At 38.3% G+C, this 25,100-nt stretch carries 20 protein-coding genes; 1 reads left to right on the forward strand and 19 read right to left on the reverse strand.

Annotation, left to right across the window (positions count from 1 at the left end; genetic code table 11):
- Positions 1 to 12: 12 nt before the first annotated feature.
- The 13 genes from ACFQRG_RS20145 to ACFQRG_RS20205 all read right to left on the reverse strand — a co-directional run bounded on the left by ACFQRG_RS20145 (position 13) and on the right by ACFQRG_RS20205 (position 14,892).
- Positions 13 to 1,401, reverse strand: coding sequence for a nucleobase:cation symporter-2 family protein (locus ACFQRG_RS20145; RefSeq protein ID WP_380969531.1), 1,389 nt, complete (start codon positions 1,399 to 1,401; stop codon positions 13 to 15).
- Positions 1,402 to 2,341: 940 nt separating this feature from the next.
- On the reverse strand, positions 2,342 to 3,214 hold the full coding sequence (locus ACFQRG_RS20150; RefSeq protein WP_380969533.1) for an NAD(P)-dependent oxidoreductase: 873 nt from the start codon (positions 3,212 to 3,214) through the stop codon (positions 2,342 to 2,344).
- Between the two features lie 69 nt (positions 3,215 to 3,283).
- Positions 3,284 to 4,636, reverse strand: a complete 1,353-nt coding sequence (locus ACFQRG_RS20155; RefSeq protein ID WP_380969536.1) for an allantoinase — start codon at positions 4,634 to 4,636, stop codon at positions 3,284 to 3,286.
- 41 nt (positions 4,637 to 4,677) lie between these two features.
- On the reverse strand, positions 4,678 to 5,112 hold the full coding sequence (locus tag ACFQRG_RS20160; protein ID WP_380969539.1) for a Fur family transcriptional regulator: 435 nt from the start codon (positions 5,110 to 5,112) through the stop codon (positions 4,678 to 4,680).
- 207 nt (positions 5,113 to 5,319) lie between these two features.
- Positions 5,320 to 6,828: a catalase gene (locus tag ACFQRG_RS20165; protein ID WP_380969541.1), complete on the reverse strand. Its 1,509-nt coding sequence runs from the start codon at positions 6,826 to 6,828 to the stop codon at positions 5,320 to 5,322.
- Between the two features lie 141 nt (positions 6,829 to 6,969).
- Positions 6,970 to 7,920: a ferrochelatase gene (gene hemH, locus ACFQRG_RS20170; RefSeq protein WP_380969614.1), complete on the reverse strand. Its 951-nt coding sequence runs from the start codon at positions 7,918 to 7,920 to the stop codon at positions 6,970 to 6,972.
- A 37-nt stretch (positions 7,921 to 7,957) separates the two neighbouring features.
- Complete coding sequence (gene hemA, locus ACFQRG_RS20175) at positions 7,958 to 9,310, reverse strand: glutamyl-tRNA reductase (protein WP_380969543.1); 1,353 nt, start codon at positions 9,308 to 9,310, stop codon at positions 7,958 to 7,960.
- 72 nt (positions 9,311 to 9,382) lie between these two features.
- Complete coding sequence (gene tpx, locus ACFQRG_RS20180) at positions 9,383 to 9,922, reverse strand: thiol peroxidase (RefSeq protein WP_380969546.1); 540 nt, start codon at positions 9,920 to 9,922, stop codon at positions 9,383 to 9,385.
- 36 nt (positions 9,923 to 9,958) lie between these two features.
- Complete coding sequence (uraH, locus tag ACFQRG_RS20185) at positions 9,959 to 10,318, reverse strand: hydroxyisourate hydrolase (RefSeq protein ID WP_380969548.1); 360 nt, start codon at positions 10,316 to 10,318, stop codon at positions 9,959 to 9,961.
- Complete coding sequence (pucL, locus tag ACFQRG_RS20190) at positions 10,315 to 11,853, reverse strand: factor-independent urate hydroxylase (protein ID WP_380969550.1); 1,539 nt, start codon at positions 11,851 to 11,853, stop codon at positions 10,315 to 10,317. Before pucL ends, uraH begins: the two co-directional genes overlap by 4 nt.
- 182 nt (positions 11,854 to 12,035) lie before the next feature.
- On the reverse strand, positions 12,036 to 13,367 hold the full coding sequence (locus ACFQRG_RS20195; protein WP_380969615.1) for a purine/pyrimidine permease: 1,332 nt from the start codon (positions 13,365 to 13,367) through the stop codon (positions 12,036 to 12,038).
- Positions 13,368 to 13,369: 2 nt separating this feature from the next.
- The gene (locus tag ACFQRG_RS20200; RefSeq protein ID WP_380969552.1) at positions 13,370 to 14,137 is read right to left on the reverse strand and encodes an ABC transporter permease; all 768 of its coding nucleotides are present in this window, start codon (positions 14,135 to 14,137) and stop codon (positions 13,370 to 13,372) included.
- A complete protein-coding gene (locus tag ACFQRG_RS20205; RefSeq protein WP_380969554.1) occupies positions 14,137 to 14,892 on the reverse strand; it encodes an ABC transporter ATP-binding protein in 756 nt (251 codons plus the stop codon). The genes ACFQRG_RS20200 and ACFQRG_RS20205 overlap by 1 nt, the downstream gene beginning before the upstream one ends.
- Positions 14,893 to 15,115: 223 nt before the next feature.
- Between ACFQRG_RS20205 and ACFQRG_RS20210 the strand changes: the two genes are divergently transcribed.
- The gene (locus tag ACFQRG_RS20210; RefSeq protein ID WP_380969556.1) at positions 15,116 to 16,330 is read left to right on the forward strand and encodes a PucR family transcriptional regulator; all 1,215 of its coding nucleotides are present in this window, start codon (positions 15,116 to 15,118) and stop codon (positions 16,328 to 16,330) included.
- 41 nt (positions 16,331 to 16,371) lie between these two features.
- On the opposite strand, the gene ACFQRG_RS20215 is transcribed toward ACFQRG_RS20210, so the two are convergent.
- From ACFQRG_RS20215 to ACFQRG_RS20240, 6 genes are all read right to left on the reverse strand, one after another.
- Positions 16,372 to 17,706: a nucleobase:cation symporter-2 family protein gene (locus tag ACFQRG_RS20215; RefSeq protein WP_380969558.1), complete on the reverse strand. Its 1,335-nt coding sequence runs from the start codon at positions 17,704 to 17,706 to the stop codon at positions 16,372 to 16,374.
- A gap of 58 nt (positions 17,707 to 17,764) precedes the next feature.
- Positions 17,765 to 19,177, reverse strand: coding sequence for an 8-oxoguanine deaminase (locus ACFQRG_RS20220; protein ID WP_380969560.1), 1,413 nt, complete (start codon positions 19,175 to 19,177; stop codon positions 17,765 to 17,767).
- 97 nt (positions 19,178 to 19,274) lie between these two features.
- Positions 19,275 to 20,534 carry a PucR family transcriptional regulator gene (locus ACFQRG_RS20225; protein ID WP_380969562.1) on the reverse strand — a complete coding sequence of 420 codons (1,260 nt, stop codon included), beginning with the start codon at positions 20,532 to 20,534 and terminating at the stop codon, positions 19,275 to 19,277.
- A gap of 209 nt (positions 20,535 to 20,743) precedes the next feature.
- A complete protein-coding gene (locus tag ACFQRG_RS20230) occupies positions 20,744 to 22,006 on the reverse strand; it encodes an allantoate amidohydrolase (RefSeq protein ID WP_380969617.1) in 1,263 nt (420 codons plus the stop codon).
- Positions 22,007 to 22,341: 335 nt separating this feature from the next.
- Entirely contained in the window at positions 22,342 to 23,187 is an 846-nt protein-coding gene (locus ACFQRG_RS20235; protein WP_380969564.1) for a sugar phosphate isomerase/epimerase family protein, read from the reverse strand.
- Positions 23,188 to 23,366: 179 nt separating this feature from the next.
- Positions 23,367 to 25,100 carry a thiamine pyrophosphate-binding protein gene (locus ACFQRG_RS20240; protein WP_380969566.1) on the reverse strand — a complete coding sequence of 578 codons (1,734 nt, stop codon included), beginning with the start codon at positions 25,098 to 25,100 and terminating at the stop codon, positions 23,367 to 23,369.

Below are 25,100 nucleotides of genomic sequence, written 5' to 3' on the forward strand. Positions count from 1 at the left end.
TCTTGATGTTTACTATTTTTCTTGAGGATTGACAGCCCCCCATGCGGCATTTGGCTCAGCTTCGCTGTTCCTTGGCCGTATGCTGAAAAATCCCTTAAATGTATGGAAATTAAGACATACGTTCAACACTACAGCACAAAGGCAAGCTGAAAACATCCCATTCTCAAATAATGTCTTCATTAACCAAGGCATATGATTAAATACGCCTGGGTCAAAATTCGATCCAACACCAATAGCAATACTTGTTCCTATGATTAAGGTATTATGGTTTCCCGAGAAGTCAACCCTTGAAAGAATCGATATACCCGCAGAAATAACCATTCCAAAAATCGCAAGCATCGCACCTCCGCGTACACATGATGGAATGACCGTTATAAAGGCAGAGAATTTTGGAAAAAAACTTAGAACGATTAATATACATCCTGTTGTTATGGTAATAAAACGGTTTTTAAATCCGCTTAGAGACATAACACCTATGTTTTCATTTAAAAATGCATGGGGTACAGAGTTAAACATCCCTGATATGACTTGACCGACTGCTTGTCCCCTTAATCCTCTGATTGTGTCTTTGTCTGTTGTTTCGGTTCCGCATGTTTCATCTAACACTGAATACGATCCTATACATTGAATAAGGTTTATTAAACAGAAGATAGACATTGTCATTATCGCATTTAAATGAAACTCCGGCAGTCCAAAGTGAAACGGCGTTACGACTTGCAGCCAATTTGCGTCTGCAACCGGGTTAAAATCTATCATGCCGAAAATACCTGCCAGTATCGTTCCAATTAATACTCCAATAAGTATGGCCATGGTTTTCAAAAAACCTTTACAAAACTTATGAAGCAATATGATTAAAGCTATAACAATTGTTCCAATTAACATATTGGCAGATGACCCATGAACGGGTGAACTTTCTCCGCCTGCAAAATCTTTAAATGCTGTAGGAGCCAGTGAAATACCCATTATTGTAATGAATGTTCCTGTAACAATCTTTGGGAAAAAAATCAGTAACTTGTCAAAGAAAAACGATAAAAGAAAAATGATAATCCCTGATGCTATAATTGAACCAAAAAGAGTAGGAAGACCATACTGTTTCCCTATGACGATCATAGGCCCTAACGTTATAAAGGAAGACCCCATAAATAGCGGGAGTTTTGAACCGATCCCTTTGCCAATCCCAATCACCTGAATTAAGATAGCTACTCCGCTTGTAAAAAAAATAGCTGAAACTAAATAGGCAAGGGTTTTTGAATCAAGTCCCATAGCACTTCCGACCAAAACCGGGACCATAAATGACCCTACCATTGTTACTAAATGTTGAAGCCCCAGCGGCAATAATTTCGATAAAGGCAACTTCTCACTAAAGACAGCGGTTACACCGTTTGGTTTATTTGTGTTCATCCTTAGCCTCCTAAAATTGATTGAACCTCAAACAATAGTCTCGTAATAACGTTTCGTAACCATAACTAGTAAGTAATGTTGTAAAAAATAATGAGATCTTCATATTCTTCTAGGAAAAATTAAAAACAATTTGGAATAACCCGAAACCCTTTTTATGCTCAATTATTTCAAAACACTTTCCATGCTTTATCCCTCAAACAAAGAGAATAATTTAATGGTCAGATTGTTGTTGCTTATTGAGTAACTGCGTTTTAAAAACGTTTTAAAAAAAACGATTTTTATCTGATATTTGTTTTTATAAATAACAAGATAGTAACCTTAAAATTGTGATTTGAATCAGCAGCAGATACAAACGAATATTTCAAATCATCTTAATAATGTTGTTTATTACGAAACTGCGTTTCGGTATTGGTTTAAAAAAACTTTACACCATGTCATAAATTGACGATTGTGATTTGTTTAAACATAAATGAAGAAAAATTTCGTCTTCTTCTAAGATGATAGTTACTTATCTTTAAAAACGGCCATGGATATAAGCGAATATGACATTCTTCGTCACCTATTATCCCCCTTCTAAAACAATCAATTTTCAGGCGGTGAATAAGTGAGGACATCCATTCACCACTTAATAGATTATAAAGACTAGAAACATTGTGTTTTGGGTATATGTAATTGACTGTATTTTAATATAAAATACTTTTCAACTGGATAAAAAATTCTGAATATTTAGGACGTAGGATACAATGCCTCTAAATCATTATAGTACTATTATAATCTATTTCATAAAGATTCTCAACATTAAAGCGACAATTTTCTCATATTTATTGTAAAATATATTCGAAGCAGTAAAAATTGAGTTAAAGAGAATTAAATTTCTTTTATAGGATAAAAAAGAACGTAATACGCCATATTACATTCTTTTTCATCACAAGCAGCTTGCTCATTTAGCCTGCTCTCTCATAAATAAATACATAGCCGACATATCATCATCTTGGAATACACTATCTTTAGCTTCCTTTAATAGTTCCTCAACCTGATTGCCTAATGGTAATGTTAACGTATTTTTTTCCGCCATTTTCTGAACAAGAGATATATCTTTATATAATAGTTTTAATGCAAAACCAGGCTTATACTCCTCTTTAGAAATATGTTGGGTATAATGACGTTCATAAATCCGGCTTTGAGCATAGCTGTTATTAAGAATTTCAAATAAGGTTTCAAAAGCGATTCCATTTTTTTCAGCTAAACATAAAGCTTCACTAACTGCTTGTGTATGAACACTGACCATATATTGATTAATCAGTTTAATAACTGTACCATTGCCTACTTTCCCAGTATAGAAAATGTTTTGGCCAAGTACCTCAAATATAGGATACACCTTATCAAAAACTTTCTTGTCTCCGCCAACCATTATGCTTAATGTTCCCAATCTTGCCCCTTCGTTTCCTCCGCTGATTGGCGCATCCAGAAAGTCGATCCCCTTTTTCTTTGCTTCATTATATATTTTTTCATTTATATCCGGAGAAACCGTGCTAAAATCAATTAAAATCAATCCTCTTTTTCCATTGGCAATAATACCTTCCTCTCCAAGATAGACCCTCTCTACATCACTTGGCAAAGGCAAGCATGTCATGATAACATCAACTTCTTGAGCCACTTGTACTAAAGAATCTCCTACAATCCCGCCGGATTCGGCAAAAATCTCTTCCTTCTTTTTACTGCGGTTTATTCCAAATGTTTCATAGTTTGCTTTAACCAGATTTACAGCCATCGGAAGTCCCATGTTGCCCAATCCGACAAATGCAAGCTTCATAGTTTACCTCTCCTTATATCCATAAATTTTTCCATTATGAGATAACATTGCTCCTGGGTAAAGGCGTTATTAAGGGATTGTTTCATATTTTGAACTTATTTTTCCATTTTCAAATACAACTTTTCCCTTTACTATTGTTGTTACATTTTTCCCTCTGTATGTTCTTCCTATAAAAGGGGAATACGGATGACGGTAGAATAAGTCTTCTTCACTTAAACGATAAAGTTGATTAAGATTAATAATTGCCAGATCGGCCTCGCTTCCAACTGAAATGTTGCCTTTTTGGGGATATAATCCAAATCGTTTCGCAGGGTTGGCAGAAGTCGCCTCAACAATTCTTTTTAGAGGGATCCCCCGTTTCCAATATCCTTCTTCCAATAATATCATCAGTGTTGTCTGCGCTCCCGAAATACCTCCCCATACTTTAAACATGTCGTTGTCTTTAACTTGTTTCATAGCAGGCGGAGCAGGAGAATGATCTGATCCGATAATATCAACTTCACCATTAGCAAATGATTCCCATAACGCTTCTACTTCATCTGCATCCCTTAATGGCGGGGCACACTTTGCGACCGGACCTATTTTCATAAAATCATCCGATGACAGTGAAAGATAATGCGGACAAGTTTCTACAGTTACATCTACACCTTTTTCTTTTGCCTTCGTTACCAGAGAAATAACTTTGCTGCTGCTTGCATGAACAATATGGACTTTACAGCCTGTTGTTTCCGCAAATGAAAGAATTCTTCCCACAGCTTCAATCTCGGAAACTATCGGACGAGATTCACAGTAATCAAGAGCTGACTTTTTTCCGGAAAGGCGTTTTTGTTCAGCCAGTTGTTCTGTAATAACAGTACTTTCCGCATGAACCGCCAATATCGAACCGAAACTCGCGATTTTCTCCATTCCTTTATAAAGCGTGATGTCATCTGCATTCTGAAATTCATCTATGCCGCTTGGTGACATAAATGCTTTAAAACCAATAACCCCGCAATGATACAGATCCTCTAAATCATTTAAATTATTAGGAACTAATCCACCCCAAAGTCTAAAATCAACGATTGATTTTTGACTTGCCAGCTTTTTCTTTAATTCAAAACCTTCCTTATTAATTGTAGGCGGAAAACTGTTTAAAGGCATATCAAAAAATGTTGTTACGCCGCCTGCCGCCAAACTTCTGCTTCCGGTCGAAAAACCTTCCCATTCCGTTCTTCCGGGTTCATTAAAATGAACATGGGAATCAATTAATCCTGGAAAGATATGAAGGTCTGTTGCATCGATTTCTTTTAGGCACGTCCCTTTCAAACCTCCGCATTCGGATATTTCTGAAATTAACCCGTTTTTTATTGCGATATCACCTTTACTTTCGGAGAAAGAAGTCACAATTGTTCCGTTTCGTATGATAAGATCGTAAGTTGACATATCTCCACTCCCTATTCAGTAATATAAAAAATTTAGCTGTTTTATTTTTGACTCTGCTTACATACCGAACAAATACCATGAACTTCAAAAAGATGATGGTTTATTTGAAACCCTGACAGTTTTTCCACATAAGCTTCTACTTCTTTTAATTCAGGATAGTTAAAGTCGCGCATTCTCCCGCATGATTTACAGACAACATGATAATGGGGTTCTGTTACCCACTCAAAACGGCTGGCGTCTTCACCGTATTTCAGCTCGTTAATAATGCCATTTTTTTTTAAGCACTTTAAGTTGTTATATATTGTTGCATTCGTTATATTAGGAAACTTGTTGCTTAACGATTTATAGATCTCGTCTTCTGTAGGATGCGAATCAGTATTTGCTAAGTATTCTAATATCGCTAAACGCTGCGGGGTCAGTCTAATCCGATTTTCTTTTAAAAGTGCAAGCCCTTCCTCCAAACGATGTTGATTCATTTCAACACCTCATTAGTCATATATAAAATTGATATTAGAAAAGATCATCTGCAAGATGATCTTTTCTAAAGATTAAATGAGAATAGATTGAGAAAACACTAAAAACATTGAGAAAAGATAGATTGAGATAAAATGAGAATTTTCCTGCACACCTGCAAAATATTACTTTATAAACCTAGCATTTTTCCGCTTAGAAAAAATAGTTACTTAGCTTTTAAGCGCTAATTCTTCTTCAACCTCGCTCCAGCTGATACCAATTGCTTCTGCTACACCTTTTCCGTAAGCCGGATCTGCTTTGTAGCAATGCTCAATATGACGAAGCTGGATATGTTTTTCTACACCGTCAATATTACGTGCAGTATTTTCGAACAGTACTTGTTGCTGCTCTTTGCTCATCAAATTGAAAAGCTTGCCTGGCTGTTCAAAGTAGTTATCATCATCTTCCCTGTAATCCCAACGGTCAGCTGCACCGTACAGTTCTAGAGGCGGCTCTTTATATTCAGTTTGTTCTTGCCACTCACCATAACTGTTCGGCTCATAATGAAGGGTGCTGCCTTGGTTGCCGTCAACTCTCATCGCCCCGTCACGATGATAGCTATGGAAAGGACATCTCGGTTGGTTAACAGGAATTTGATGGTGGTTAACGCCTAAACGATAACGCGCAGCATCACCGTAAGAGAATAAACGGCCTTGTAACATTCTGTCTGGTGAGAACCCGATACCAGGTACAACATTTGCCGGCGTAAAGGCCGCTTGTTCTACATCAGCAAAATAGTTCTCAGGATTTTTGTTCAGTTCAAATTCGCCCACTTCAATGAGCGGGAAGTCCTTTTTATACCATACTTTAGTTAGGTCGAATGGGTTGTACGGCATATTATTTGCCTGCTCTTCAGTCATGACTTGAATGTACATTTTCCATTTCGGAAAGTTGCCATTTTCAATTGCCTCATATAGATCTTTCTGATGGCTTTCACGATCTTTACCAATAAGAGTTTCTGCTTCCTGGTCTGTTAAGTTTTCAATACCTTGTTGTGAACGGAAATGGAATTTAACCCAAACGCGTTCATTATCAGCATTGATCATACTGAACGTATGGCTTCCGAAACCATGCATCGTTCGATAAGACTTCGGAATTCCGCGGTCACTCATTACAATCGTCACTTGATGAAGCGCTTCAGGCAATCCGGTCCAGAAATCCCAGTTATTATTCGCACTGCGCATATTCGTACGAGGGTCACGCTTTACAGCATGGTTCAAATCAGGGAACTTCAGCGGGTCTCTAAAAAAGAATACAGGCGTGTTGTTCCCAACAATGTCCCAGTTTCCTTCTTCAGTATAAAACCTTACAGCAAACCCGCGAATATCACGTTCTGCGTCCGCAGCACCGCGTTCACCGGCAACTGTTGAAAAACGAATGAACATATCTGTTTTCTTACCGATTTCTGAGAAAATTTTTGCTTTAGTATATTTTGTAATATCATGCGTTACGGTAAATGTACCAAACGCGCCGGATCCTTTTGCATGCATGCGTCGCTCAGGAATAACTTCACGGTCAAAATGAGCCATTTTTTCAAGAAACCAGACATCTTGTAAAAGTACAGGCCCTCTTGGACCGGCAGTCATTGTGTTTTGATTCTCAGCAACCGGTGCACCTGCAGCTGTAGTAAACTTCTTACGATTTTGATTTGCATCCGTAGAATTATTTTTATTAACCAACTGATTCACCCCATTCGGAAATTTTATCATTTTGAATAATTATTATTCATAAAATCAACAAAGCAAAAAGTTAAAATAATAACTTTATGATTTTATGTATCAAGTAATAATTATTATAATATAGTTATAATTCAATAACTTCTAAATGTCAACTGTAATTTTGTTAATTTCTCTGACTTTTTTTGAAACTGCCGATGCAAGCCCTTCTATAAAACTTAAATGGGTATTTGGCATTCTGGGCCGAAAATAATTGACCCCTAACTCCTCTGTCACTGCTTTACATTCGAAATCATTATCATACAAAACTTCTAAGTGATCGGCTACAAATCCAATTGGACAATATATAAAAGAAGTGTATCCATGTTTTCTGTATAATTCTTTCGTAAGATCTTGAACATCCGGACCGAGCCAAGGTTCTTCAGTAGCTCCGGCACTTTGCCAACCTATCGAGTAATATTTCAGATTTGCTTTTTCAGCGATTAATTCAGCCGTTTTTGCCAGTTGTTCCGGATAAGGGTCGTTATTTATAAGAATTTTTTCCGGAAGACTGTGTGCTGAAAATATGACCATTGACTTTGACAAATCATTAATCATCAGCTGTGTTCTTTTTATCTGATTGGCCCAGAATCCGATAAATTTTGGTTCATCATACCAGGAATTAATGTGATGAATAAGCGGGCCATTAATTTTATCTGACATCGATTTAGCCCGATCATTGTACGCCTTTAAACTGTAAACGGAATAATGAGGTGCGAGTATAATGCTGATTGCCTCTTCGATTCCATCATCTTTCATTTGCTTAACGGCATCTTCAATAAAAGGATAAGTATGCTTATATCCTAAATACAAATTAAACCGAATATCATCGTACCAATGATTAAGCTTTAAAACTAAATGCTTCGCTTGATTTCGCGTTATTTTAGCGAGAGGTGAAATTCCTCCTATTTGTCTATACCGTTTTTTTAAATCCTCTATCTGACTTGCAGAAGGCTTTCTCCCATGCCGGATATGAGTATAATAGGATTCAACCTCAAACAAACTGGACGGGGTACCATAAGCCATGACTAGCAGTCCTATTTTTTTCCTCATAATCGCCTCCTCATTTATGACGGAAATCCAATCTATGATTTTATGAAAAAACAGGTATTTCCCTTTTCTTTTTATCAATTAAATTTTTTTCCATACTGTATTGAGTAGATCGTTCTTGTTCTTTCAATTCTTCCTCAAGACCAAATATATTTATGAATAGATCCAGCACTTCTTCACGATTTGGGTTCGCAACCATTTCTTTCATACGAATAAGAGGAAAGTGCAGCATCTGATTAACAATTGTTTTCGAATATTTGCGAATAACCCTGAGTTCCCTTTCTGTTAATTCAGGTAATTTATTTTCTATATGACGGACAGCCTCTTCGTGAATGGATAATGATTTTTCACGTAATGCGCTAATAACCGGGATAACACCAAGCGTATTAAGCCACGACTTAAACTTTTCTATTTCCTGATTAATCATTATTTCTATTTTCTCTGCTTCAGCGGCCCTCTCTTGTATATTTGCTTCAACAATGTATGTCAAATCATCAATATTGTATAAGAACACATCATCCAAATCGTTAATAGCGGGGTGCAAATTCCTAGGAACTGCAATATCAACTAAAAATAATTGGCGTTTTTTTCTTTTTTGAATAATTGATTCAATATCTTTCTTACTTAATACATAACTGTCTGTACGCAGTGAACTAATGACGATATCGGCTTGGATTAAAGCATACGGAAGATCGTCTGACGTTAAAGCCAATCCGTTAAATTTTTCAGCTATAACCCTGGCTTTCTCATACGTTCTGTTAACGACAATAATATTGCCGGTTCCGTTTGCAGCGAGATGTTTCGCCGTTAATTCACCCATCTCTCCTGCACCAAGAATAACAACCGTTTTGTTTTTAAAATTGTCGAAGATTTTCTTTCCTAATTCTATAGCAGCATAACTGACGGAAACTGCATTTCTGCTGATATTTGTTTGTGAATGGGCACGCTTAGCTAATGTAACCGCCTGCTTAAACAGCATGTTAAAAATCGTGCCTGTCGCCTTCAAACTTTGGCTTTGGAAAAAGGCGTCTTTTACTTGACCTAAAATCTGTGTCTCGCCTAAAATCATTGAATCAAGTCCGCAAGCTACACGAAAGAGATGACCTATCGCTTCAGCATTTTCTTTAATATAAAGATAATTAATAAACTCTGACCGATCTATTCCAAACCACTCTTCAAGAAATCCTTTTACGTAATGCCTTCCAGTATGTAATTGATCGACAACCGTATACAATTCCATTCGATTGCATGTATCAACAATGACACACTCTTGAATACTGTTTCTATGAAGAAGAGTTTGAATCGCCCCCGATTTAAACTCTTCTCCGAAAGCAAAACGTTCCCGGATTTCAACAGGAGCAGTGTTAAAATTTAAACCAATGACTAAGATGTGCATCAAAAAACACCCCGCTATATCGTTTTGGAATCACCTTCTTCAAATTAGGCTTTAATTTTCACCTAAAAAACATTATTTCACAGAATTAACGGTTGCCTTAGCAGATTTAACGGCTTCCAAGGCTGCTTCATAGTTTGGATGCTGTGTCACTTCAGGAACGTATTCAACATACGTCACAACATCTTCTGAATTTACAACAAAAATTGCGCGGCATTCCAGCCGATGTTCTTTCATATATGTTCCATATGCTTTTCCAAAAGACATGCTGTAATGATCAGATAATGTTTCAACAGCATTAATTCCGGCCGCTCCGCACCATCTGCTTTGTGCAAAAGGAAGATCAGCACTGATTGTCAAAACCTTTACATCATCACCAAGGCTTGCCGCCTCTTTATTGAAACGGCGTGTTTGTTCGTCACAAACCCCGGTATCCAATGAAGGGACCACACTAATAAGCCGAATTTTTCCTTTGGAATCTGCAAGCGTTACTTTAGAACGATCATTTGATAAAACTTCAAAATCTGGCGCTTTATCCCCCGGTTTAATTTCCGGTCCAATTAATGTTGCGGGATTTCCGCCCAGTGTCACTATACCTTTTCTTTCCTGTGTCATTCACTATTCCCCCTTGATTCGTCAAAAGTTTTAAGCTTAGCTTCCGCGATACGTGCTGTAACCTCCTGGAGCAACCAGCAGAGGAACGTGATAATGATCCTCTGCATCTGCTATATTAAATCGGAGCGGAACTTTGTCTATGAAAGGAAAGGTGCTTGAATGCACACCCTCCCTCTGGAAATAATCAGCTACATAAAATACCAGTTCATATGTGCCAATTTTAAATTCACTGCCGTCCAGCAGCGGAGAATCAACTCGCCCGTCGCTATTTGTGTGAACAGTACGAATCAACGATCGGTTATCTTCAGAATCTAATAACCAAAGCTCAATTTTAATCTCTTTCGCCGGGATACCTTTTGTTAAATCCAAAACATGAGTTGTTAATCGGCCGTTCATGCTTTTGCAGTATGTGCAGCGCCAGAAGCTGCCCTTCCTTCTTTTTCTAGATCTTCGCGTGTAACAATAAATCTTTGGAATCCATAAGGAGGACGTGGTTCTGTAAATACTTGTCCTTTTGATCCCGGAATATCCTCAACAACCGGTTCCCATGTCTTGTTATTCGATTCAAATCCAATAGTAGCCAGCTGCGGGAAACGTTCAAGGGCACGAAGTCCAATTTCATAGATTAAATGTTGGATCGAACGATTCTCAAGATCATTGAAAACTGTTGCGCAAATATCACGGATTTGTTCTGCCGGTACATAATTAGATGTATCAGAACCAATGGCATCAATAACGTTATTATAAGTCCAATCAAGGTTTAGATAGATGAATAATGGACGATCTTTTGCCTCTGGCAGCGTTGTATATTCATCCTTAATATATCCGTAGAATGAGCTTCCGCTTACTTTAATAAGATGCAATTGAGAAATACCGCTCGTTTGCTTTGTAATTTCAGTGCCATTAGCCGTACGTTTAACTTCTACTGTCGTTGTAGCATGCTCGTTGCGTGAATGACGATAGACGAGATCGCTTTCATTTAATCCTGATTGACCGCCAACTTCTACCTTATCAAACGGAATTTCATCACATGTAATCTCAACTGCGTCTATATGAGAATATGTTTCAAGGAAGCGCTCACATACAAATGTAGCAAAACCTTCTAATGTAGAGCCCTCATATTTTGCAGCATGGCGAAGCATAAAGTTCTTCATGGAATCCGTTGCCACGATGAGGCTGTTATCTCCTTCAGTAAATGAAGTTAAAAAAGCATCACCTTTTAAAGCGATCGTTGCATTCGTACCTAAAATAACATTGTTACGTCCGGTAAACCCTGATTCCGGTATTCTTTTTACTCCTTCAAGCGGTTTTGCGTACGTACGAAAAACAAAAACGTCACCTTTTCCATAATACATTGTCCTTTGATTACTCATTTCAAAACCTCCCTTATTATTTAAAAAATCGTTTAAGCGAAATCCGGCAATTTTATAAATTTGTTCTAACGCCTCTTTAAATTCTGCCTCCGGAGATAATTGCAATCTCTTTAGCATAGATTGACGTATCGTTTCCTTTGTATGACCGCGGACAGCCAAAATGAAAGGAAAACCAAATTTTTCTGTATACGCCTTGTTTAGAGACAGAAAATCTTCGGACTCCTCTTTTGAAAGTTTGTCGAGTCCGGCTCCGGACTGTTCCTTTACCGAAGCATTTGCCATACGAACCCGAGCAGCTAAATCAGGATGAGCCCTGAGCAATGCAAGTTTCTCTTCATAACTGGCAGCATCTACGACACCTACCATAGCATCGTGAAGGTCAGATACATCAGAAAATGGACGTTTCTCCCATGAACGTTCAGCTACCCAAGGTGAATGTTCAAAAATCCAGCCTAATGCTCCTGTAAACGACTCACGATCCATTTGATTGACCAAATCAAAATTTAACTTGTTGTTTACCATGTCATCAATCCTTTCCACTGAACAATGAATGTTCATTGATCAACCCCTTTCAGAGGATTAATTTAATTGTAATATTCGATCGATTTTTGGTCATTAGCCATGGGAGCTAAATTACAGGAGAATTAATTGTGCACAGAGCCTAATGCGTTGTCGTAAGTTATTTTCCGCATAAAAAAAGATAAACCTGACAGTGAATGATCAGGTTTATCGCAGCTTGGTTACGAAATATTTGTCGAATTTTGATTAGTTTGATGCTTCACAGGCTTTTCTTTTTTTTTAACCCAAACTTGTTCCATAATAATTACAATCATTGTACCAACAAGCAATCCATTCCCGCACACATATTGTATAATCGAAGGTAAGCCTTGAAACACAGCCGGCGGCAAAAACATAACACCAATGCCAAATAACAAGGTTAGCCCTAATATCGTAAGCCTTCGCTCATCTAACCTTTCTTTTGTTATGGACAACAATGCGACACCGACTGATTGGACAAACGTTGCCAGCATCGCTGCGTTTGCTATCGGAGCCGGCAGTAAAGAAAGAAAGTTAATAATAGCTGGAATAAGGGCGATCCCTGTTAGGAAAATCGATGCAATCAAAAAAGGCCGTAAACACCGCTGGCCTGTCATGCGAACATATCCTACGGAGCTGTTTAAAGGAACAATCCCTACAACCGAAAAGAGTGAACAAAGAATTTGAGTAATACCTGCGAATGAACTGGCACGATTGAAATCTTTCTTTTTAGTTTCACCATCCGAAAGAACATTTCCCATCGCTGATATATTGGAAACTAAATTTGACACTAACATAAATGCAAGAATTAACGCTGATAAAGCCATCCCGCTGTCCAAACGCGGATATCCCCATGCAAAAATTTCCGGGATCCGGATCCATTCCTTTGAAACCGGTGAGGGTGAACCTTTGCCAACAAGATAAAAAACAAGCCATCCTGCTGAAATACCAATTAATAAAGAAAAAGTACGAAGCCATCCCCGTCCCCAAAACGATAATCCAACTATAATAAGAAAAACACCGAACGCAATAATAAATGCAATTACATCGGGTTTACCGCTAATATCATTCACATTCATCATTCCTTTTAAGAAAACACCGCTTAACTGTATTGAAAGCAAAAAAAGAAAAACCCCTGTTACCAAAGGAGTGAAGAGCGTCAAAATACGTTTAATCATTCCCGTTATCCCTAAAATGAAAAGCATTAAACCAGCGATGATCATGCCGCCTTCTAATATTTGCAATGTATCGCTGAAACTGTGCCCCTTATGAACAGCCATATTCCCCATAATGACAAATACACCGAGCCAAGTACCCGCCGGACCATCCATAATCGGCATCCTGTGTCCAATCCATCCTTGCAGAAACGTCGATAGACCGACAACGAGAAAAGTCCGTTGCATTAAATGGGTAACCTCAGTTGCAGACAAATGGAAAATTCCCCCTACAACAATTGGAATCGCGACACTATTCACAAAGAAAAAAATAAGCCACTGAAAAACACTTAATCCGCTTTTAGAATAATCCCGAATAATATTCATGAGCTATATCTCCTGCTTTTCTCCGATAACATTGAATCCTTTGTAAACCACATTCTATAAGTTATTAGACTTAACAGCATACTAGTGACTGCAGGGGATGCTGCAAATAAAAACATGATCAGAATCTGATACCGTACTGCTTCAATTGGACTTGCTCCCGCGACGATCATACCTGTCATAACACCGGGAAGCATCACTAAACCAACTGTCTTCATGTTGTCTATGTTAGGAATCATACTTGCCTTTACCGCTCTTGCCAGTACATCTTGAATTGATTGTCTTGTTGTAGCCCCGAGAGCCAGTAATGTTTCGATTTCTCCTGAAGAGGTTTCTACTTCCCTGTTCATTTGTGATAGAAACAAGCTGCATGCGATCATTGAGTTTCCCGCCACCATTCCACCCATAGGAATGATATATCGCGGTGTTGGTTCAATGATTCGAAATCCAAGCATTAGAACAAGTGTCAGCGTTTCTGTAAAAGCAATCGTTATTGCAACTTTCCACCATATACCTCTAAAGCCTTTAGCTCTTTGTGAAACATTCAAGGATGCCACACCTATCATCATCATGATTATTAAAATAATTAAACCAGGTTGGTTAGATCGAAAAACATATTGTAAAACATATCCAATAAGGAATAATTGAACGGCCGATCTTACCGTGTTTATAGCAAGATCCCTTTCCAAACCCAGCTTTTGCCAATAGGAAATCATGATTGTAATTAAAATGAATAGTAAAGTAGAAAACAACGCCAGGTTAGACATTATACGAACACCTCAATTTGATTGCTGCTTTTCGAAAACGACTGTTGCATTAAGGACTTAGATAAATCAGTTTCAGGACTTTTAAACAAAGATTGCGGATCGGTATCTTCAATGAGCCTTCCTTCACTTAGAAGCCATATACGTTGGCCTATATTTTGTGCTTGCTTAACATTATGTGTTACCGAAATGATAGTCATTTCCTTTTCATAATGGCATGACTTAATAAATTCCTCGACTAATTGAGTTGAATGAATATCTAAAGAAGAAGTCACTTCATCAAGTAAAAGAATATCCGGATTTAATAATATTGTTCTAATCAATGCTAATCGTTGCTTTTCACCCCCGGATAATAGCGAGGCTTGCTTATTCCAATCTAAATAAGAAAGCCCGACATCACTCAGTAATTGTTTAACGTACATAGAGTTAAAAGTTGAACGATGAAGACGGCTTACAATCCGAAGATTATCTTCAACCGTTCCCGGCAGCATCACGGGTTGCTGTCCAACATATCCTACTTTCATCCTCCATTCCGATGGGGACCAATCCTTTTCCATTTTTCCATGCAAATAAATATGACCGCTGTCAGGAGATTCAAGCCGTCCCAGAATCCGCAACAACGTACTTTTCCCTTGGCCGGAAGCACCTAAGATGAAAATAATGGCAGGTTTTTCAATAGAGGTTGTGACATTCGATAACAACTTTAATGTATTTGAAGAGATACTTTTAGAGAGTTGATCAACATATAAAACCGCCAAAAAAACCCCTCCTTTCAATAAGATGTTTTAACAAATGTACTAATCTTTAAATCTATTTATCCAGTTTTAGAAATTTTTATTATTTTTAGATTACACCAGAGGCAATATGAGGTCATTATTCCAATAGACTAGTTTTCATATAACCATATTGTGCACACAGCCTAATCTTAACCTAGAATCATGATATAATTGTCTTGGATGTTTTGAAAGGAATGTGATTGCAATGAACTTAACATTAGAAGAAGCCTTACAAATCCCCCCATTAAACCGTTGTACCGTAGTTGCTGGTAATAACGGACTTGACCGCAAAATTAATTCTGTTAACAGCTTCGATGCCCCCGATGTCATTCCGTGGCTAAAACAAGGGGAGCTGGTACTAACCAGCGGATATGTCTTCAAGAATGATGAAGCAGCCCAAGTTGAACTGATTCATGAAATGGCCAAAAAAGGATGCGCAGGGCTTTGTATTCAAATAAAATATTTCCTGCCTAAATTACCGGAAGCAATGTTGAAGACCGCAAATAACTTAAAACTGCCCTTGATCGAGATTCCAAATGATCTTTCCTTATCAGATTTGTTAGCTTCGTTGATGCGTGAAGTGTTCACCTATGAAAATGAGCATAAAGGCCAAGAAAAAAAGAAAATATTCCTTTCCCAACTTCTAAAAGGCGAACTTAACGGTAAGGATGCCATTCTTGCAAATGGAAGAGAATTTGGACTGAAACCTGGTTGCGGATACATTTGTTTATTTGTTTCCTTATTAGATCCGGCACACGATTTGAAAAAAGAAACAGCCGATTTTTTATTAGAGACAGCCCGTTCATTTAACAAAGACTTTGGTATCGATTATTTAACGATGGAACTTGATCATTTCGTTATTGTCATCTTACAGTCAGGAGAACATCTGGAGAACGAACATTTACATAAGTTAGCCCTTCAATTTGCAAAAAAGTTTGATGAATTAAATAACGGCGATCAAGCCAACCAAATAAAAATCGGAATTGGTACAGGATGCAGTGATGTTCTTGAGATCAGCAGAAGCTATCAACAGGCATGTGAAGCTGTAAATATAGGTTCCCGGGTCTATCCAAAATCTATGAACCATCATATTTACGATTATGTTGATTTAGAGTCCTATTTTATTTTGCAACAGGCTCCTGCTAATTTACTGTCACAATACATTTCCCGTACGATCGAAAAATTAATCCAATACGATAAAGATAATCAAACAGATCTTATTAAAACCTTAGATGTATACTTATCTTGTTGCGGACGCCAATCTGAGGCTGCCCGTTTGTTAGGCGTACATCGAAACACAATTAACTTTAGAATGACTAAAATCAAAGAACTTTTAGGTAAGGATTTAGATGATGGTGAAACAGTTTTTCGCGTGCAATTGGCGTTAAAAATATCCCGCCTGTTAAATTTGGCAAAATAGAAAAAGGTCTGGATTTTTTCAGACCTTTTTACTGTTATGATTTATAAACTTGGCTCAAGAGGACTATCCTGTTCTTCAACATTTTGCTCCTTGGTATTCTTCGGCTTTTTAAATTCATTTAATACAATGTTTAAGACAAAACTAGCGAAGGTTCCTAAAATGACACCGTTTTTAACCAACATTGCAATTGTTGCCGGAAGATGGTCAAAAGCATTTGCAACTGTATGTGTTCCTATTGCCAAACCTACTCCAACCGCAATAATTAATTGGTTAGACGGGTTTGTAAAGTCCACTTTGGACATCATTCTTAATGCAGTTGAAATGAGCATACCGAACATTGGAACCATCGCACCGCCAAGTACCGCCGGAGGAATGATAACTGCTAAAGCCGCAATTTTTGGGAATAGTCCTAATATTGCCAAAATAATACCGGCGTTTAAGATGATTTTACGATTTGTTACCCCAGTTAACGCTACTAATCCAACATTTTGGGCGAAAGTTGAATGATTAAAGTTATTAAATATACCGCTTATAACGGCACCCAGACCTTCTGCTCTTAAACCTTTTTTAATATCATGATCAGTTAAATTGCGTTTATCAATTTCTCCAAGTGCAAAGAATGTTCCGGTACTTTCCACCATAATGACAATGGCAACAATCGACATTGTAAGAATCGATGACAATTGAAAGGTTGGCGGACCAAAGTAGAAAGGTCTCACCATGTTAAACCAAGAAGCTTCTTTTACTTGTGTAAAATCAACAACACCTAGACAAGCCGCGACAATCGTTCCGACAATCATTGATATCAGAACAGAAATTGTTTTTAAGTATCCTTTGGCAAGTGTGTTTAGAACAATAAAGAATACTAAAGTAAACAATGCTAAAGACAAATTTGTAATTGAACCAAAATCTTTAGCTCCTGTACCGCCGGCTGCGTTATTAATAGCAACAGGCATTAAAGTCACACCGATAATTAACACGACCGATGCTGTAATGACAGGAGGAAAAAACCTTATGATTTTGCTGAAAAACTGGGCCAAAATAATAACAATGACCCCGGAAACCATTACAGCACCTATGACTCCCTGAATACTGTATATCGACCCTATTGCGATGACTGGCTGTACGACTGTAAATGAAACACCCATTAATGCTGGAAGCTTAATACCGATATGTTTGCCCCCAACAACTTGCAGCAATGATGCAATTCCGCAAGTAAACAAATCAAAAGAAATGAGATAGACTAACTGTTGTTGGCTTAATCCGATTGCCGGCCCAATAATTAAAGGTACCGCAACCGCACCGCCATACATGACACATACATGCTGAAAACCGAGCAAAAACAATTTCCATACACTTAACTTTTCACTTTTCAAGTGAATTCCCCCTAGATTAAATGAATGAAGTTTAAGTTTTTATTTCTTTCTGTTTGCTCTAGTTGCTTTTGGCACGTAGTTTTTTGTAGTTTACTTTGGTGTGCTTCATCGCCGTTTCCACCACTCTGCACGCGGCAGCCTGTGCTTTCATCGCAAGATGCTCTTCATCTGCATTTACCAACCTCCCTTCCGCAACAACGACTTTACCCCCTACAATAGTTGTATGAACTTGAGAGGTTCCAGTAATAATTGGAAGGGAAGCATCATCAAATAGGGCACCCGCAAATTCTAACCTGGTTGAATCAATCATAAACATATCAGCGGCTTTTCCTGTCTCTAATGAACCTATGTCATCTTCCCAGCCAAGTACTTTAGAGGATCCTCTTGTTGCAATTGACAAGCAGTCTTCTGCACTTAATGCTGTCGAACCATGTTGAAGTTTATGCAATAAATTCATCACTTTCGCTTCCAGTAACATACTGGAAGTATCATTGGATGCTGAACCATCAACACCTAAACCTACTTTCACACCCGATTTGAGCATTTTTATTATTGGAAAAGTCCCTGAAGACAATTTCATATTGCTGCTGGGACAATGGGCAACACCACAGCCGCATGAACCCATTTTCATAATTTCCTCATCGTTAAACCAAATGCCATGTGCATACCAGACGTCTTCACCAGTCCAACCTGTTTCTTCCATAAATTGAAGAGGGCGAAGACCAAGCTTTTCTCTGCAAAAATCTTCTTCGTCCTTTGTTTCGGCTAGATGCGTATGCATTCGAACGCCGTAGCTTCTGGCTAAAGCAGCAGATTCCGTTAACAATTCTTTGCTGACAGAGAACGGTGAACAAGGTGCCACCCCTACTCTTACCATTGAGAAACGGCTTGGATCATGGTACGATTCAATAACACGTCTCGTATCTCTTAAAATGATATCTTCAGATTGAACAACTTCATCAGGCGGAAGTCCGCCTCTTGAGCGTCCCAAACTCATAGATCCCCTTGTTGGAAAGAAGCGAATACCTAATTCTTGAGCTGCCCGGATTTCTTCATCAATTAATTCACCGCTAACGCCATTAGGAAAAACATAAAAATGATCCGCGGCTGTCGTACACCCGCTTTTAAGCAATTCTCCTAAACCTACCATTGCACTCAAGTAAACATCCTCTGGTTTTAAATGTCGCCAAATATCATATAGTGTAGTCAACCAATCAAAAAGTTCACAATCTTGAGCCCATGGAATGTTGCGGGTAAATGTTTGGTATAAATGATGGTGTGTATTAACTAAGCCCGGATATACAATCTTTCCCCTGCCATCAATGACTTTATCGGCTGTTTCAAATGAAATATCAGTACCGATTGCCTTAATTTCCTGACCCTCAATATAAATACTTCCCCCCGGAAATCGGCGCCTCTTTTCATCCATCGTAATGATGTTCCTGCAGTTCTTAATTAATAAACTTGTCATAACTCCTCCTTGCGGGTTTTATTAGGGTAAAAAATCTACTACATTGTCATTATTTATAGCTTGTTTAAGCTTAATCAACAATTAGGCAATTTTGTTTCTAACCTTGTTTAAAATCCCATACAACAGGCTCCGCTGTCTCTGAAGAAACACCTGTCCCTAAAAGTCTTCCTACACACAACCCAAGATGCAGCCGAAAAGCAGCCATACCATCGTCTAATTTTGTGTCAAGCAACTCTTCGATTCTCGCAATTCTGAATTTTACCGTGTTTCTGTGTACAAACAATATACGGGCGGCTTCCCCTAGTTTACCGCCGCAATTCAAGTAGACTTCTAATGTCCGAAGAAGCTCTGTACCATTTTCTTTATCATATTGGCGTAAAGGTTCAACAGTTACCGTTAAATAACGTTTCAAAATATGATCAGGCAAATGTTGAAGCAAAGCTTCAGGTGCAAGTCCCGCGTATTCATAAACCGCACTGTCTTGTTCTGAATTTACACGTCCTCCTAAATAAATCGCCTCCATTGCTTCCTGAAAGCTCTTAGGGATACCTGATGCATTTTGTTGAACTGTCCCTATTCCAATCATTATCTTCTTGTGCGGTTCATAGCTGGTAAGTTTATTTACAAGTAAGCCGGCAGCCTTTTTTGCTTGTTGCGATAAAGAACCATCTATATATTTCGACTTACTGTATTGTAAAATAATCACGTAATCATCCAATTTTTCTCCGATTATCTTCACATTAAGAGCGGCTTCAACTTCACTAGTCACCCGTCTAAAAACGGAATCGTTAATTTGCTGCGATTTCCCGGCTTCACCAGAATTTACGAGAACGTAAAGTGATGCAAATTCACAGTTTGGCAATAAGCCGTACTCTTTACCTTGTGACAATATCAAGTCCTCATTTGTAAGTTCTCCACCGAGAAGCCTTGAAAAATAATCCTTTCGTCCCTCTTGGTTATTAAAAAGTTTTTCTTTATTTAAAATTTCACGTGTTATAACAAAAAGCATATCTGACAATACCAGTTCATAAGGAATTTCAATAATCGGTAAACCTAAACGATTTGCTTCATTAAGCATAGGCTCAGGAACGAATGAAAGGAAGCGTTTAACCTTAATGGCTAACCCTGCACAGTCCCGTTCAGCTAAGTCCTTAATAAGCTTAATTTGGGCATCTGAATCATCTTTAAAGACATAACCCGTTGTAAGCAGAAGATCTCCCCGTTTAAGCCAAGATGTATCAGGACAATCCATAATACTTACTGAACGTACATTACGGTCAAGACCACGGTGGCCTGCAACGACCCTGCATCCATTCAACGACTGAATATTCAATGCATTTTCTACTGTGAAAAGCATATTATGACCTCCATAATTACTAGTGACGCTCATTCCCAAGCCTAATACAATTACTTCATTATTAATTCACTTTATTAAAGCGATTATCCACTGATTGTAAGCGCTTAAACTTATAGTTTTTTGGAAGCAGGGCAGGTCTGTCCTGCCCTATTATCATTTCAAAAAGATTTTATTTATTATTAAATCAATTGAGAGCGTTTTGAAACTCATCATATCTTCTCTTTGACAATAGTTTCATTTTTAGTCAATTGTAATACGGTATCCAGAAGCACTTCTGCTCCAAGCCCAAGATCGGCTGGTATTGCATGTTCATCGGGATGATGGCTAATTCCCTTTGTACAACGTACGAAAATCATACCAATCTTCGTTAAATCAGCCATTGCCATTGCGTCATGTCCTGCACCGCTTATAAGTCTAATAACCCTCATATTATTTTTTTGAATGGCGGATTCAATGACGGATATAATTGAATCAGAGCAAAGAATCGGGGCTGCCTCCATGACCTTATCAAAGTGACACTGTAGTCCGCGCCGTGTACAAATTTCTTCGCACGATTGAAAGATTTGTTTTAAAACTTCATTTTTCCGTTGTTCATTTGTATCACGAATATCTAATGTTCCGATCACTTCACCTGGTATCACATTGCTGCTTCCGGGGTTGACTGTCAATTTTCCAACTGTCGCTACAATAGGTGCGTATTCCTTTGCTAATCTTTCAATCTCCAATATAAGTTCTGAAGTACCAGCAAGTGCATCTTTTCTTAATGCAACAGGGACAGTCCCTGCATGACCGGCAAAACCTTCTATTCTAAAGGAATATCTTGAAGCGCCGGCAATTCCTGTTACAACACCGCACGCAACACCTTCTTCTTCGAGTACAGGTCCTTGTTCGATATGAAGTTCAAGGTAGGCGAGTACGTCTTTTGAATCTCTTGCAGCATTCTTATAGTTTAATGGATTTAAGCCTATATTTCTAATTGCGCTTGCTATTGAGATTCCATTTTCATCAACTACCTGTAATTCTTCTTCTGTTAAAGTACCGGCAATTGCTTTACTTCCAAGAAACGTAGAATGGAATCTGACACCCTCTTCATCACAAAATGCAATAACTTCAATCGGGTTTTCCAAAACTATCCCGCTATTATGAAGTACTGCTACAATTTCAATTCCTGCCACTATCCCCGACATACCGTCGTACTTGCCGCCTTCAATAACAGTGTCTAAATGTGAACCAATCAATATTACGGGGGCGTGCGGGTTTTTTCCTTCATAGCGGCCAATAAGGTTATTAAGATCATCTCTTCGAACTGTCATACCTGCCTCATTCATCCATTGTTCGACTAGTTTTTGAGCCATTTGAAACTCTTTCGTAAATGACAGCCTTGTAACACCGCCTGCGGTTGGTTCAGAACAATAAGACAATTCATCAATTCTGGTTGCAATTCTATTTGAATTTACCCTCTTTTCAGTCATACCCAAAAGAGCTTCCCCCCTTGTTTTATGTACTATGATCACTATTATTTTTTTTTACCGAATGCCGGTAACTATTTTTAATTTTAACCCGCTAAATGCAAATTAGATTGGGTTTAAAAAACGCAAAATACTGCCGCTATTTTTATTTTCCATTTATTTATACGAGAAATTTATGTGAGGCAATAATATGTCGATATTTCTATAACTATCACGAAATTTAAGTTTGCCGTTAGAATATTTATAATATATCAAATAAAATTGCAGGATAAAAGAAATTTCTGTTTAATGTCTCCCTGCCCCAATTGTGGACAGGGAGACCCTTTTTCAACCTTACTTTAAAATTGAGGTGCTGCAACTTTTAATCGATTCCATGCTTCGATAAGTTTACGCTTAGACTGGGCAACGATAACGTCAGATGATTCATTTTTTAATGGTTTAACTTCAAAAGCGACGACATTACGGCTTCCCTCGCCAATATAACCAATTTCAAGAAGCATTTTTAAATACTCAGCCAATTCTTCAACATCATTTTCACTGCCTGGATAGCCAAACCTTGGATGCAAGTCGCCATATGCCGGATCGTTCTTATCTTTAATATAACAATTTCCAATATGGGCATGATTAATATAATCACGTGCTACTGTTAAAGCATCTCTTGGCGTTTCTCTTTGCATCGGTAAATGACTTAAATCAATCATTAAACCAAATGTAGGATCGACTTTTCTTACTTCTTTCGCTACTTCTACTGCCAGACGATTTTGTCCTATTAACAATTTTTTATCTGTATCATCATCAAACGTTTCTAATGATAGAACCAGATCGCCTTTGCTTTTTGCGTATTGGCACAGCTCTTTAATAGAGTCAGTTAAAATTTGCAGAGCTTGATCCTCATCCTTTTCCGGATTCGGTCCGCTTACAAAGCCAAGTTTTCCAGCATTAACTTCATAAGCTTTATCAATTGCACCTTTTGCTAAATCAATCGCAGCTTGACGTTCTTGTGGGTCAAAGGAATTTAAGTTTGCTTTATTTCCAAGAAGAATAGGCTGCGCTCCAAAACCGACTGTCATACTGCCGGATTCCAGGATTCTCGCAACTTCTTCCTGTTCAGCCGGGTCTTTTGATTTTGTAATTTCTATTGCGGAGAAGAAATCGTCAGTAACAATTTTCTTTACAGTTTCCACTTGAGGTCCTTCTGGATAAGCCATAAAATGTACAATGCCTACTTGCATATAGTTATGAAGATCAGTTTTCATCGGTCACCGGATAAAATCCGGTTCGCCTCCTTTCGGTTTTCCAATTATTAATAGTTTTTTGATTTAGGAGGACGCTACCCGCGGCCTCCTTCTTTTCTGATAGATTATTAGTTTTGTGAATAATCAAATCCTGTCAGCGTACCGTTATTTGAAAATCCGCAAACTGCAGTTGGGTCAACAACGACTTCAATTAAATACGGCTTTCCGCTTTCTACCGCACGTTTTAATGCCGGTTTAATTCCGTCGTAATGAGTAACAAGCTCTCCTCTTACACCCATGCCTTCTGCCGTTTTTACAAAGTCAACGCCGCGCTCTTCGTTATCACAAAGTTCATTTTTATAAATAAGATCAGTATCGATATCTCGTTCACCATAGAACCAATTTTGCTGTTGGCGAATCAAACCAAGCAAGGAATTATTCATACAGAACACAATAACTGGAATATTATGTTTTGCTGCTGTTGCCAGTTCTTGCAGTGACATCCCCAAACTTCCGTCACCGACGATATTGACACTTTGACGTTCAGGATGAGCGATTTTCGCAGCCATAGCTGCACCTAATCCCCATCCCATCGTACCTGCACCGCCTGTAATTAAGAAAGTGCGAGGTTCATAGGTTTCAAATAATTGGTTTGACCAGATTTGGCTAATTCCGCAATCATGTGTTACAATTGCATCCCTATCTAAAAATTCCCTCAATTCCCTTAAAGCACGTTGCGGTTTAATCGGAAGATCTTCATAATCCGTTTTACGCGCGTGTTTCGTTCTTTCTTCTGTAAGATCAAGTTTTGCACCTGCTTCAGTTGTAGCAGCAACTCCTGAACCTAGTTGTTTATAGCTTTCCGTTAGTTTAACCATAAATGTTTTAACATCAGAAACGACACCCAGTTCAGTAGGAACAACCTTGCCGATCTCTTTATTATCAATGTTAACGTGAATGATTTTTGCATCACGTTTGAAAATTTCAACATCACCGGTATTACGGTCGGCGAAACGGCCGCCAAGATTGATAATTAAATCTGACTCCAAGATTGTTTTGTTACCATATGGTGTATCAAGCATTGTACCCATACGTCCTGCAAAAAGCGGATGGTCGTTAGGGAATGTATCAATACCCATACATGTTGTAACTACAGGGATTTGAAGTGCTTCAGCCAATTCTTTTAATTCTTTTGTCGAATTTGACAGATTTACACCGCCGCCGGAAACGATGACCGGTTTCTTTGAATCTTTTAAGAATTCTAGTGTTTTATCAATATCTTCTTTTGTCGCTTGCGGCAATTGCTCAGGTTCACTTGATGCAATTAATTCATCTAAATCAACTTCAATCTCAACTTTTTGTTGATCTAGTGGCAGATCAATTAAAACCGGACCTTTTCTTCCTTTTGTTGCTGTTTCCCATGCTTCATGAATTAATTCTGCTGCCTTTGAACCATCTGTTAATTGGTATGCCGCTTTCGTTACCGGCTTTGCCATTTCAACAATTGGTGCTTCCTGGAATTGCATTGTACCAATAAGCGTTGACTTTTGCTGACCGGTAAAAGCAATCATTGGGATGGAGTCCATCCAAGCTCCGTATAAGCCTGTTAAGAAGTTTGTTCCGCCTGGACCTGAAGTCGCCGCACATACCCCGACTTCACCTGTTGCCCTTGAATAACCGTCCGCCATAAAAGCGCCTGCTTGTTCATGGCGTACAACATAAGATTCGATGCTGCTTTTTTCTCGTATTGCATCATAAACCGGTAAAATTGCGGCTCCGGGTATCCCGAAAATCTGTTTAACTCCTCTTTTTTCAAGGTAGAAAACAATTGCCTCTGCTGCTGTCATTTTTTGTTTAACCAT

The organism is Scopulibacillus cellulosilyticus, from assembly GCF_042665295.1.
Lineage (GTDB): Bacteria > Bacillota > Bacilli > Bacillales > Sporolactobacillaceae > Scopulibacillus_A > Scopulibacillus_A cellulosilyticus.